This window comes from Pseudomonas sp. FA-1 (assembly GCF_056856075.1).
The window spans coordinates 203,120-215,351 of record NZ_JBWXTH010000006.1; the positions used below are offsets into that span (position 1 = coordinate 203,120).

Sequence of the window (12,232 nt, forward strand, 5' to 3'; positions counted from 1 at the left end):
GCCAGGCAGGAGTCGGCCATGTCAGCCACGGGCAACCACGCCACCCTCGCCGTCAGCGGCCTGGGCAAGACCTACACCCAACCGGTGCTCGGCGATGTGACGCTTGAACTGCGTGCCGGCGAAGTACTGGCGCTCACCGGCGAGAACGGCGCAGGCAAGAGCACACTGTCCAAGCTCATCAGTGGCCTGGAAACGCCCACCACAGGGCAGATGCGCTATCGCGGCGATCCTTATGCGCCTGGCAGTCGCAGCGAGGCCGAGCGCCTGGGTGTGCGCATGGTCATGCAAGAGCTCAACCTGCTGCCGACCCTGACCGTGGCCGAGAACCTGTTCCTCGACAACCTGCCCAGCCGCTTCGGTTGGATCAGCCGCACGCGCCTGCGCCAGCTGGCCCGTGCAGCGATGGCTCAGGTTGGCCTGGACGCCATCGACCCGGACACCCCGGTCGGCGAACTCGGCATCGGCCACCAGCAGATGGTCGAGATCGCCCGCAACCTGATCGGCGACTGCCATGTGCTGATTTTCGACGAACCCACGGCGATGCTCACCGCCCGCGAGGTGGAACTGCTGTTCACCCAGATCGAGCGCCTGCGCCAGCGCGGCGTAGCCATCGTGTACATCTCCCATCGCCTGGAAGAGCTGCAGCGCGTGGCCCAGCGCATCGCCGTGCTGCGCGACGGCACGCTGGTATGCGTCGAGCCGATCCAGCGCTACAGCAGCGCCGAGTTGGTCAACCTGATGGTCGGGCGCGAGCTGGGCGAGCACATCGACCTGGGGCGCCGCGAAATCGGCCAGACGCTGCTCAAGGTCCAAGGCCTGAGCCGGGGCGACAAGGTGCGCGACGTGTCGTTCGAGGTCAGGTCAGGGGAGATCTTCGGCATCTCCGGGCTGATCGGCGCCGGGCGCACCGAGCTGCTGCGCCTGATCTACGGCGCCGACCGTGCCGACAGCGGTCATGTCGAGCTTGGCCAGCCGTTGCAGAACGTGAACCTGGACTCTCCCAAGGCGGCCGTGCGCGCCGGCATCGCCCTGATCACCGAGGACCGCAAGGGCGAAGGCCTGCTGCTGAGCCAGTCGATCAGCGCCAACATCGCCCTGGGCAACCTGGGCGCCGTGTCCCGTGCCGGCATCCTCGACGCTGATGCCGAACGGGCCCTGGCCGAGCGGCAGATCAATGCCATGCGCATCCGCAGTGCCAGCCCCGCGCAGGCAGTGGGTGAGCTCTCCGGCGGCAACCAGCAGAAGGTAGTGATCGGCCGCTGGCTGGAGCGCGACTGCCAGGTGCTGCTGTTCGATGAACCTACCCGCGGCATCGACGTGGGTGCCAAGTTCGACATCTACGGTCTGCTGGCAGAGCTGGCCCGCCAGGGCAAGGCCTTGGTGGTGGTGTCCAGTGACCTGCGCGAGCTGATGTTGATCTGCGACCGCATCGCGGTGTTGTCCGCCGGCCGACTGGTCGACACCTTCGACCGCGACCGCTGGAGCCAGGACCAACTGCTCGCCGCAGCCTTCGCCGGCTACCAGAAACGTGACGCGCTGCTGCATGAGGCAGCGCCCAGGATGGCCCCATGAAAATCACACCCCTCGACACCCCGGGCAACGCGCCCGTGCGCCGCAGCGCCAGCTACTTCGGCCTGGGCACCTACCTGGGCCTGGCCGGCGCCTTGCTGGCGATGATCGTGCTGTTCTCGTTCCTGAGCAGCCACTTCCTGTCCTACGCCACCTTCAGCACCCTGGCCAACCAGATCCCCGACCTGATGGTGCTGGCCGTGGGCATGACCTTCGTGCTGATCATCGGCGGCATCGACCTGTCGGTCGGCTCGGTGTTGGCGCTGGCGGCCTCGGCGGTCAGCGTGGCGATCCTCGGTTGGGGCTGGAGCCCGCTGCCCGCCGCGCTGCTGGGCATGGCCGTGGCGGCGCTGGCCGGCAGCATTACCGGTGGCATCACCGTGGCCTGGCGCATTCCTTCATTCATCGTCTCCCTGGGCGTGCTGGAAATGGCCAGGGGCCTGGCCTACCAATTCACCGACTCGCGCACCGCTTACATCGGCGATGCCTTCGCCTGGTTCTCCAACCCCATCGCCTTCGGCATCTCGCCAGCCTTCATCATCGCCTTGCTGGTGATCGTCCTCGCCCAGCTGGTGCTGACGCGCACCGTGTTCGGCCGCTACCTGATCGGCATCGGCACCAACGAGGAGGCCGTGCGCCTGGCCGGCATCGACCCGCGCCCGTACAAGGTGCTGGTGTTCGCCCTGATGGGCCTGCTCGCGGGCCTGGCCGCGCTGTTCCAGGTCTCCCGCCTGGAGGCCGCCGACCCCAATGCCGGCGCGGGCCTCGAGCTGCAGGTGATCGCCGCCGTGGTGATCGGTGGCACCAGCCTGATGGGCGGGCGCGGCTCGGTCATCAGCACCTTCTTCGGCGTGCTGATCATCTCCGTGCTGGCCGCGGGGCTCGCGCAGATCGGCGCGTCGGAGCCGACCAAACGCATCATCACCGGGGCGGTCATCGTCATCGCCGTGGTGCTCGACACTTACCGTAGCCGGCGTGCAGGCCGGCGGAACTGAACCCATGGCAACCATCAAAGACGTCGCGGCACTGGCAGGTATCTCCTATACCACCGTGTCCCATGTACTGAACAAGACCCGCCCGGTCAGCGAGCAGGTGCGCCTGAAGGTCGAGGCGGCCATCGCCGAGCTCGACTACGTGCCCAGCGCCGTAGCCCGTTCGCTCAAAGCGCGCAGCACGGCCACCATCGGCCTGCTGGTACCCAACAGCGTCAACCCGTACTTCGCCGAACTGGCCCGGGGCATCGAGGACGGCTGCGAACGCAACGGCTACTGCGTGATCCTCTGCAACTCCGACGACAACCCGCAGAAGCAGCGTAGCTACCTGCGCGTGCTGCTGGAAAAACGCATCGACGGCCTGATCGTCGCCTCGGTGGGCGAGGACCGCGACCTGCTGGAGAGCCTGGCGGGCGTACGCACGCCCATGGTCATCGTCGACCGCGCCCTGGAAGGTGTGGATGCCGACCTCGTGCGCATCGACCACGAGCAGGGCGGCTACCTCGCTACCCGCCATCTGCTGGACCTGGGCCATCGCGACATCGCCTGCATCGGCGGGCCGGCGGACACCGGTGCCAGTCAGCTGCGCCTGGCGGGCTTTCGTCGGGCCATGGCCGAGCAGGGAGTGGAGGTGCCGCAAGACCGCGTGCTGCATTGCGACTTCAGCAGCCCCGGTGGCCATGTCGCCGCCGGGCGCCTGCTCGACGGCGCGCGCCCGACGGCGATCTTCGCCGGCAACGACATGATCGGCTTCGGCGTATTGCGCGCCGCCGCCGAGCGCAACATCAGCGTGCCTGGCGAACTATCGGTGATCGGCTTCGACGACATCGAACTCAGCCGCTACGTCTACCCGCCGTTGACCACGGTCGGGCAGTCGATTCGCGAGCTGGGCGAGAGCGCTGCGCAGTTGCTGCTGTCGCGCATCGCCACGCCTCGCAGTGGTGACGCCGAGCAACGCATCGTCGCCCCACGCATCGTGCTGCGCGAGTCCACCGGGCCGCGCCCGGACCTGTTCAATGATTACCGCTAAGGAGGTGCCATGAGCGCGAAGGTGGTGGTGGTCGGCAGCCTCAACATGGACCTGGTGGCCCGCGCCCAGCGCCTGCCCCGGGCCGGCGAGACCCTGGCCGGCGACAGCTTCTTCACCGTGCCTGGCGGCAAAGGTGCCAACCAGGCGGTGGCCGTGGCACGCCTGGGGGCGAGCGTGGCGATGGTCGGCAACGTCGGCGACGACGCCTACGGCCAGCAATTGCGCCAGGCCTTGGCGCACGAAGGCATCGACTGCCGGGCGGTCGGCGTGTGCGAGGGCGTTTCCAGTGGCGTGGCGCTGATCACCGTGGATGCCGCGAGCCAGAACGCCATCGTCATCATTGCCGGCGGCAACGGGCTGCTGACGCCGGAGGCCGTGCAGCGTTTCGATGCGTTGCTGCAGGCGGCCGAGGTGATCATCTGCCAGCTGGAAGTGCCCATGGCCACGGTGGCCTGGACCCTGGCCCGCGGGCGCGAACTGGGCAAGACAGTGATCCTCAACCCGGCACCAGCCACCGGCCCGTTGCCGGCGGACTGGTTCACGCATATCGACTACCTGACCCCCAACGAAAGCGAAGCCCATGCCCTGACCGGGCTAGCCGTCACCGATCTCGACAGCGCCCGTAGCGCCGGCGAACGGTTGCTGGCCCTCGGCGCGGGCAAGGTGATCGTCACCCTGGGCGCGCAGGGGGCTTTGTTCGTCACGCCGGCGGGTAGCCGCCACTTCCCCGCGCCGGTGGTGCAGCCGCTGGACACCACGGCGGCAGGCGATACCTTCATCGGCGGCTTTGCCGCGGCCCTGGTGCGCGGTCTGGAGGAGGGCGACGCCATTGTTTTTGGCCAGCGTGCCGCGGCCTTGTCGGTGACCCGTGCCGGTGCCCAGCCCTCGATTCCCTACTTGGCGGAGCTGGTGCCATGAAAAAGGCCGGGGTGCTGAACATCGCGCTTTCGCGGGTGATCGCCGGGCTCGGTCATGGCGATATGCTGGTAATCGGTGATGCCGGGTTGCCAGTACCGCCTGGGATCGAGTTGATCGACCTGGCAGTGGTGCCGGGTGTGCCGGATTTCGCCAGTGTGCTGCGGGCGGTGTTGGCCGAGATGCAGGTGGAGCGGCATGTGCTGGCCGAAGAGATGCTCGACATCGCACCGCCAGCGCTGGTGGTGGTGCAGCAATGCTCGGGGCAGCTCGGCTCGCAGGCACTGTTGTCGCACCAGGCGTTCAAAGAGCTCTGCCGACAGGCCAAGGCCGTGGTGCGTACCGGCGAGTGCAAGCCCTACAGCAATATTGCCCTGATAGCTGGCGTTACCTTCTAGGGCGCAGCGCAGGGCAAGCCTGCTCCCACAGGTAGGGCGGTGTCTTTGAAGCAGCGCAGGACAGGTGGGAGCCGGCTTGCCGGCGATTGGGCCGCAGCGCGGCCCCAAAAACATCTCAAAGGCAACAAGGAGTGCCTCATGCTAAAGCACCTGCTACAAGGAGCCATCCTCATGTCCATCCTCGCCACTGCTCCCCTGCAGGCCGCCCCGCGCGACCTGATCATCGACACCGACCCCGGCGCTGACGACGTGGTGGCCCTGTTCCTGGCCATGGCCTCCCCGGACGAGCTCAACATCCGCGCCATCACCACCGTCGCCGGCAACGTGCGCCTGGCCAAGACCTCGCGCAACGCCCGCCTGGCCCGTGAATGGGCGGGTCGCGAGGATATCCCAGTCTACGCCGGGGCAGGGCGCCCGCTGGTGCGCAAGCCGATCTACGCTGCCGATGTGCACGGCGAAGAAGGCCTGGAAGGCGTCACGGTCCATGAGCCCCGGCAAGGCCTGGCCCAGGGCAACGCCGTGCAGTACCTGGTCGACACCCTGTCCAGCGCCGAGCCCCACAGCATCACCCTCGCCATGCTCGGCCCACAGACCAACCTGGCCCTGGCCTTGATCCAGAAGCCCGAGATCGCCAAGGGCATCAAGGAAGTGGTGGTGATGGGCGGTGCGCACTTCAACGGCGGCAACATCACCCCGGTGGCCGAGTTCAATCTCTATGCCGACCCCCATGCCGCCGAAGTGGTGCTGGCCAGCGGCGTGAAGCTCACGTATGTACCCCTGGACCTCACTCACAAGGTGATCACCAGCGAGGCCCGCTTCAAGCAGCTGGCCGCCGTCAACAACCAGGCCAGCCGGCGCGTGGTGGATATCCTCAATGTCTACGTCAAGCACGACATGGACCTGTACGGCATGCCCGGCGGCCCGGTGCACGACGCCAGCGTCATCGCCTACCTGCTCGAGCCCGAGCTGTTCAGCGGCCGCCGCGCGCACATGGTGATCGACAGCCGCGAAGGGCCGACCTTCGGCCAGACCGTGGTGGACTGGTACGCCGTGCTCAAGCAACCTGCCAACGTTTTGTGGTTGAACGAAGGCGACGCCCAGGGTTTCTTCGACCTGCTCAGCGCGCGCCTGGCTCGATTGCGATAGCCGCGTGCGGTGCGTAGCGCTCGAACACCTGCTCGATGAAGCTGCGCGCCGCCTCGCTGCCGCGGTCGCGCACCAGCAGGTCGATGGCGATCAGTAGCAATTCCTCGGGGGTACCGGGGCTGTAGGCGCTCTGGCCCTCGGCCCATTTGACCTTGATGTCGGCATCGATGCTGTGGCTGCTCATGGAAGGCTCTCGTGGCGGGCCCGGGCTGTGGGTCGAACACCTGACCTTGGCATTCGAAGGGAGGCGTGGTGCGCTCCGCTTGCAGCAGTAAATCATGCCTTGGCCTTGGGCGCACAGTGGCATGCCGGGCATCCGTCGCAAAATCCGGTCACGATTGGCTTTTGGCCTGGGGGCCTCGCTTCAGGCAGACTTGTCCGGTTTTGCAACAAATGTGGAATGGAACTGTCGCATTAGGCAGTTCCCGTGATCGATTAGGAGGATTCATGTTCCGTACCCGTGCTTACCTGGCGACCTTGCTGGCGGCTGCAGTCCTGGCAGGTTGCAGCACAGGCGGTTCCTCGGGCGGTGGCGACAAGGCCCCGACCACCCCGGCCGACAATGGCGGGCGCTGCGAAGCCAGCGCGGCCGACTTCACCCTCGGTAAGCAGGCCACCCCCGAATTGCTCGAGCAGGCCCGCAAGGCCAGCGGCTCGCAGCTGGCGCGCATCCTCAAGCCCCACGACGTCATCACCCTGGAGTACCGCTCCGAGCGGCTGAACCTGAACGTCGATGACAAAGGCGTCGTCACCCGCGTCAACTGCGGCTAGCGAGCCCGTGAAGCCTGCTTCTCAGGTGCAGCGCCACCTGGGGGAGCCGGCTTGCCGGCGATAGGGCAGTTTCGCCGCCACAGCAATACCAGCATGACACCCACAAAAAACCCGCCACGAAGGCGGGTTTTTTGCGTTTCTATCCGAATTACTCCGGACGAACCTGCGCAGCCTGCATGCCCTTCTGACCGCGCTCGGCAACGAAGGAAACGGACTGGCCCTCTTTCAGGCTCTTGAAGCCGTCGGATTCGATGGCCTTGAAGTGTACGAACAGGTCGTCGCCGCCGCCTTGTGGGGTGATGAAGCCGTAGCCTTTTTCATCATTGAACCATTTGACGGTGCCGTTTTGGCGATTGGACATGGGGTGAATCTCCAGAAACATGATTTTTATCGAGGGTGCAATGTCGCCGAGGCTACGCAGCACCGGCCACATCATAGTCTAATTCTGCGCATCTAGCGCCTGTTACCTTCGCAGGATACTGATCTGCGACAAACAATGTATAAATCGCCCGCCAAAAGGCCTCAGCCTTTTGGCGCGCAGGCCTGTTTCACGGCGCTCTGGGCCCGCTGCATCAGCTTGGCGTCCACGCCGTCCTTGCTGTCGAGGTCTTCGATTTCCGCCTTGGTGAAGTTTTTCTCGATGGCGTCGGCGCCACACTCGCAATGCTGGTCGGCCGTCTTGGCATCGACGCCTTGCGCGGTGGCCACCCGGACACATTGGTCCATGTAGGCGCCTTTCTTGCCAGCAGGCCATTCTGCCTGGGCCGCCAGCGGCAGCAGTAGGGCGCTGGCAGCCGTCAGCGCCAGAAGAGACTGAAGTCGCATAACCACACACTCCTTGGGTTGAGTCTCATCAAGAGTAGGATGCTTCAGAGACTCTGAGGTGGAATTTTCCGAACAAGTTCACCGAAGCGGTGTAATTTCCAAATATTTCTGCCTGGCGCCCAAGCCGCGTGCTAGGATGCTCGGCTTGCAGCGCATCCATACGCGGCCTGCATTCCATTTATCATTTTCCAGTCACTCTGGTTCGTCCCTGGCAGGCCGAAAGGTCTCTGCCACTGTGAGGCAGGCTTTCCCGCGGGAAAGGCAGGGCGGATCTTGTACTGGCTCATCCCAACCCATGTGACCTTTGGTAGGGGTCACCACTAGGAGAGGAGGCGCCATGCCCGTAATTACTCTTCCCGATGGCAGTCAACGTTCGTTCGACAAGGCCGTCACCGTTGCCGAAGTCGCCGCCTCCATTGGCGCGGGCCTGGCCAAGGCCACCCTGGCCGGCAAGGTCGACGGCAAGCTGGTCGACGCCTGCGACCTGATCGAGAACGACGCCACCCTGCAGATCATCACCCCTAAAGATGAAGAGGGACTGGAGATCATCCGCCACTCGTGCGCCCACCTGGTCGGCCACGCGGTGAAGCAGTTGTACCCGACCGCCAAGATGGTGATCGGCCCGGTGATCGACGAAGGCTTCTACTACGACATCGCCTACGAGCGCCCCTTCACCCCTGAAGACATGGCCGCCATCGAACAGCGCATGCAGCAGCTGATCGACAAGGACTACGACGTCGTCAAGAAGATGACCCCGCGCGCCGAAGTCATCGACGTGTTCAAGCGTCGTGGCGAAGACTACAAGCTGCGCCTGGTCGAGGATATGCCCGACGAGCAGGCCATGGGCCTGTACTACCACGAAGAATACGTCGACATGTGCCGTGGCCCGCACGTGCCGAACACCCGCTTCCTCAAAGCCTTCAAGCTGACCAAGCTGTCCGGCGCCTACTGGCGCGGCGATGCCAAGAACGAGCAGCTGCAGCGTGTGTACGGCACCGCCTGGGCCGACAAGAAGCAGCTGGCCGCCTACATCCAGCGCATCGAGGAAGCCGAGAAGCGCGACCACCGCAAGATCGGCAAGCAGCTCGACCTCTTCCATCTGCAGGAAGAAGCTCCGGGTATGGTGTTCTGGCATGCCAACGGCTGGACCGTGTACCAGGTGCTCGAGCAGTACATGCGTAAGGTCCAGCGTGAGAACGGCTACCAGGAAATCAAGACCCCGCAGGTCGTCGACCGCATCCTCTGGGAGCGCTCCGGCCACTGGTCCAACTACGCCGAGAACATGTTCACCACCTCGTCGGAAAGCCGCGACTTCGCGGTCAAGCCGATGAACTGCCCGTGCCACGTGCAAGTGTTCAACCAGGGCCTCAAATCGTACCGCGACCTGCCGCTGCGCCTGGCCGAGTTCGGTGCCTGCCACCGCAACGAGCCGTCCGGCGCCCTGCACGGCATCATGCGCGTTCGTGGCTTCGTGCAAGACGACGCGCACATCTTCTGCACCGAAGACCAGGTGAAGAAGGAGGCTGCCGACTTCATCAAGCTGACCCTGGACGTCTACAAGGACTTCGGCTTCACCGACATCGCCATGAAGCTCTCCACCCGTCCCGCCAAGCGCGTGGGCTCCGAAGAGCTGTGGGATCGCGCCGAAGGCGCCCTGGCCGATGCGCTGAACGAGTCGGGCCTGGAGTGGGAATACCAGCCGGGCGAGGGCGCCTTCTACGGCCCGAAGATCGAGTTCACCCTGCGCGACTGCCTTGGCCGTAACTGGCAGTGCGGTACCCTGCAGTACGACCCGAACCTGCCTGAGCGTCTGGACGCCAGCTACATTGCCGAAGACAACAACCGCAAGCGCCCGGTCATGCTGCACCGTGCTATCCTCGGCTCCTTCGAGCGCTTCATCGGTATGCTGATCGAGCACTACGCGGGCGTGTTCCCGGCGTGGCTGGCGCCAACCCAGGCGGTGATCATGAATATCACCGACAAGCAGGCCGATTTCGCGCTCGAGGTGGAAAAAACGCTGAACGGAAGCGGTTTCCGTGCCAAGTCCGACTTGAGAAATGAGAAGATCGGCTTTAAAATCCGCGAGCATACTTTGCTCAAGGTCCCATACCTTCTGGTTATAGGGGACCGCGAAGTCGAAACGCAGACCGTTGCAGTGCGTACCCGTGATGGCAAAGACCTGGGCTCCATGCCCGTCTCCCAATTCACCCAACTGCTCGCTGAAGCCGTGGCTCAGCGCGGTCGCCTAGAATCGGAGTAATGACTATTAAGCGTGAAATGAGAAACGATAAACGAACTGCACCGAAAGCCCCGATCAACGAGAATATCTCGGCACGCGAGGTTCGGTTAATTGGCGCTGACGGCGAGCAGATTGGCATCGTCTCGATTGATGAAGCGCTGCGTATCGCTGATGAAGCGAAGCTGGATCTGGTGGAGATCTCTGCAGACGCGCAACCGCCTGTCTGCAAGGTGATGGACTACGGCAAGCACCTCTTCGAGAAGAAGAAGCAGGCTTCCGAGGCCAAGAAGAACCAGAAGCAGATCCAGATCAAAGAAATCAAGTTTCGTCCAGGGACGGAAGAAGGGGATTACCAGGTAAAACTACGCAACCTGGTACGTTTCCTTAGCGATGGGGACAAGGCCAAGATCTCTCTGAGATTCCGCGGCCGTGAGATGGCCCACCAGGAGCTGGGCATGGAGCTGTTGAAGCGGGTCGAAGCTGACCTCGCTGAATACGGCACCGTTGAGCAGCATCCGAAGATGGAAGGACGCCAGCTTATGATGGTCATCGCCCCCAAAAAGAAGAAGTAATCTCCCGGGCACGGCAGGCCTGATGATTATGTGTAATTTTATCGAATGCGGAGTTCCAACATGCCAAAGATGAAAACCAAGAGCGGTGCTGCGAAGCGTTTCCTGAAAACCGCTTCCGGCTTCAAGCACAAGCACGCTTTCAAAAGCCACATCCTGACCAAAATGTCGACCAAGCGTAAGCGTCAACTGCGCGGTGCCAGCCTGCTGCACCCGTCTGACGTGGCAAAAGTCGAGCGCATGCTGCGCGTACGTTAATTCTGGTCAACGATAGAGGAAGTTACTCATGGCTCGTGTAAAGCGTGGCGTCATCGCTCGTAAGCGTCACAAGAAAATTCTGAAACTGGCTAAAGGCTACTACGGTGCGCGTTCGCGCGTATTCCGCGTTGCCAAGCAAGCGGTCATCAAGGCTGGCCAATACGCCTACCGTGACCGTCGCCAGAAGAAGCGTCAGTTCCGCGCTCTGTGGATCGCTCGTATCAACGCCGGTGCCCGCACCAACGGTCTGTCCTACAGCCGTCTGATTGCTGGCCTGAAAAAGGCGTCGATCGAAATCGACCGCAAGGTTCTGGCCGACCTGGCAGTGAACGAAAAAGCGGCGTTTGCTGCGATTGTCGAGAAAGCTAAAGCCGTCCTGGCTTAAGTACCCACGACAATCATCCGGCGGCGCTGTGCGCCGTCGGGTGTAAAACGTCATCGATAGGGGAAGAGCCTTCAAAAGCTCTTCCCCTATTTTCGTATCTGGAGTCTGTACATGGAAAACCTGGACGCGCTGGTTGCCCAAGCCCTCGAGGCCGTGGAACGCGCTGAAGACATCACTGCCCTGGAACAGATCCGGGTCCAATTCCTCGGCAAGAAGGGCGAGCTGACCCAGGTGATGAAGACCCTGGGCAACCTGCCAGCCGACGAGCGCCCCAAGGTCGGCGCGCTGATCAACGACGCCAAGGAACGCGTCACCGACGTGCTCAACGCACGCAAGGCCGCCTTCGAAGAAGCCGAGCTCAACGCTCGCCTGGCCGCCGAATGCATCGACGTGACCCTGCCAGGCCGTGGCCAGACCACCGGTGGGCTGCACCCGATCACCCGTACTCTCGAGCGCATCGAGCAGTTCTTCACCCACATCGGCTACGGCATCGCCGAAGGCCCTGAGGTCGAAGACGACTACCACAACTTCGAAGCGCTCAACATCCCCGGCCACCACCCGGCCCGGGCGATGCACGACACCTTCTACTTCAATGCCAATATGCTGCTGCGTACCCACACTTCGCCGGTGCAGGTGCGGACCATGGAGGCCAGCCAGCCGCCGATCCGCATTGTCTGCCCGGGCCGCGTGTACCGCTGCGACTCGGATATCACCCATTCGCCGATGTTCCACCAGGTCGAGGGCCTGCTGGTCGACCGCGGCATCAACTTCGCCGACCTCAAGGGCACCATCGAGGAATTCCTGCGGGTGTTCTTCGAAAAAGAGCTGGCGGTACGCTTCCGTCCGTCGTTCTTCCCCTTCACCGAGCCGTCTGCCGAAGTCGACATGGAGTGCGTGATGTGCTCCGGCAAAGGCTGCCGCGTGTGCAAGCAGACCGGCTGGCTCGAGGTCATGGGCTGCGGCATGGTGCACCCGAACGTGCTGCGCATGTCTGGCATCGACCCTGAAGAATTCCAGGGCTTCGCCTTCGGCATGGGCGCCGAGCGCCTGGCCATGCTGCGCTATGGCGTCAACGATTTGCGTCTGTTCTTCGACAACGACCTGCGGTTCCTCGCCCAATTCCGCTAGGCCCGAT

General features: G+C 63.8%; 15 protein-coding genes. 12 read left to right on the top strand and 3 right to left on the bottom strand.

Annotation, left to right across the window (positions count from 1 at the left end; all coding sequences use genetic code 11):
• The first annotated feature begins 18 nt into the window (after positions 1 to 18).
• From AC1MHZ_RS13445 to AC1MHZ_RS13470, 6 genes are all read left to right on the top strand, one after another.
• Positions 19 to 1,572, top strand: a complete 1,554-nt coding sequence (locus AC1MHZ_RS13445; RefSeq protein WP_084855598.1) for a sugar ABC transporter ATP-binding protein — start codon at positions 19 to 21, stop codon at positions 1,570 to 1,572.
• A complete protein-coding gene (locus tag AC1MHZ_RS13450; protein WP_084855597.1) occupies positions 1,569 to 2,564 on the top strand; it encodes an ABC transporter permease in 996 nt (331 codons plus the stop codon). Before AC1MHZ_RS13445 ends, AC1MHZ_RS13450 begins: the two co-directional genes overlap by 4 nt.
• Before the next feature lie 4 nt (positions 2,565 to 2,568).
• The gene (locus AC1MHZ_RS13455; protein WP_084855596.1) at positions 2,569 to 3,591 is read left to right on the top strand and encodes a LacI family DNA-binding transcriptional regulator; all 1,023 of its coding nucleotides are present in this window, start codon (positions 2,569 to 2,571) and stop codon (positions 3,589 to 3,591) included.
• A 9-nt stretch (positions 3,592 to 3,600) separates the two neighbouring features.
• Positions 3,601 to 4,509, top strand: coding sequence for a ribokinase (gene rbsK / locus AC1MHZ_RS13460; protein WP_324812630.1), 909 nt, complete (start codon positions 3,601 to 3,603; stop codon positions 4,507 to 4,509).
• Positions 4,506 to 4,904 carry a D-ribose pyranase gene (gene rbsD, locus AC1MHZ_RS13465; protein WP_084855594.1) on the top strand — a complete coding sequence of 133 codons (399 nt, stop codon included), beginning with the start codon at positions 4,506 to 4,508 and terminating at the stop codon, positions 4,902 to 4,904. Before rbsK ends, rbsD begins: the two co-directional genes overlap by 4 nt.
• A gap of 138 nt (positions 4,905 to 5,042) precedes the next feature.
• Entirely contained in the window at positions 5,043 to 6,050 is a 1,008-nt protein-coding gene (locus AC1MHZ_RS13470; protein WP_324812627.1) for a nucleoside hydrolase, read from the top strand.
• Here AC1MHZ_RS13470 and AC1MHZ_RS13475 read toward each other — a convergent pair.
• Entirely contained in the window at positions 6,022 to 6,234 is a 213-nt protein-coding gene (locus tag AC1MHZ_RS13475; protein WP_084855592.1) for a hypothetical protein, read from the bottom strand. The genes AC1MHZ_RS13470 and AC1MHZ_RS13475 overlap by 29 nt on opposite strands.
• Before the next feature lie 263 nt (positions 6,235 to 6,497).
• Here AC1MHZ_RS13475 and AC1MHZ_RS13480 point away from each other — a divergent pair, with 263 nt between their 5' ends.
• The gene (locus AC1MHZ_RS13480; protein ID WP_084855591.1) at positions 6,498 to 6,821 is read left to right on the top strand and encodes an I78 family peptidase inhibitor; all 324 of its coding nucleotides are present in this window, start codon (positions 6,498 to 6,500) and stop codon (positions 6,819 to 6,821) included.
• A gap of 148 nt (positions 6,822 to 6,969) precedes the next feature.
• Here AC1MHZ_RS13480 and AC1MHZ_RS13485 read toward each other — a convergent pair whose 3' ends face one another.
• Both AC1MHZ_RS13485 and AC1MHZ_RS13490 read right to left on the bottom strand, forming a co-directional pair.
• Positions 6,970 to 7,182, bottom strand: coding sequence for a cold-shock protein (locus AC1MHZ_RS13485; protein WP_084855590.1), 213 nt, complete (start codon positions 7,180 to 7,182; stop codon positions 6,970 to 6,972).
• Between the two features lie 161 nt (positions 7,183 to 7,343).
• Positions 7,344 to 7,646 carry a hypothetical protein gene (locus AC1MHZ_RS13490; RefSeq protein WP_084855589.1) on the bottom strand — a complete coding sequence of 101 codons (303 nt, stop codon included), beginning with the start codon at positions 7,644 to 7,646 and terminating at the stop codon, positions 7,344 to 7,346.
• Between the two features lie 337 nt (positions 7,647 to 7,983).
• Here AC1MHZ_RS13490 and thrS point away from each other — a divergent pair, with 337 nt between their 5' ends.
• From thrS to pheS, 5 genes are all read left to right on the top strand, one after another.
• Entirely contained in the window at positions 7,984 to 9,906 is a 1,923-nt protein-coding gene (gene thrS / locus AC1MHZ_RS13495; protein WP_084855588.1) for a threonine--tRNA ligase, read from the top strand.
• Positions 9,906 to 10,457: a translation initiation factor IF-3 gene (infC, locus tag AC1MHZ_RS13500; RefSeq protein ID WP_172402975.1), complete on the top strand. Its 552-nt coding sequence runs from the start codon at positions 9,906 to 9,908 to the stop codon at positions 10,455 to 10,457. The genes thrS and infC overlap by 1 nt, the downstream gene beginning before the upstream one ends.
• Before the next feature lie 60 nt (positions 10,458 to 10,517).
• Positions 10,518 to 10,712, top strand: a complete 195-nt coding sequence (gene rpmI, locus AC1MHZ_RS13505; RefSeq protein WP_003250667.1) for a 50S ribosomal protein L35 — start codon at positions 10,518 to 10,520, stop codon at positions 10,710 to 10,712.
• Positions 10,713 to 10,740: 28 nt separating this feature from the next.
• Positions 10,741 to 11,097, top strand: coding sequence for a 50S ribosomal protein L20 (rplT, locus tag AC1MHZ_RS13510; protein WP_003250671.1), 357 nt, complete (start codon positions 10,741 to 10,743; stop codon positions 11,095 to 11,097).
• Positions 11,098 to 11,208: 111 nt separating this feature from the next.
• Positions 11,209 to 12,225: a phenylalanine--tRNA ligase subunit alpha gene (gene pheS / locus AC1MHZ_RS13515; protein ID WP_084855587.1), complete on the top strand. Its 1,017-nt coding sequence runs from the start codon at positions 11,209 to 11,211 to the stop codon at positions 12,223 to 12,225.
• Positions 12,226 to 12,232 lie beyond the last annotated feature (7 nt).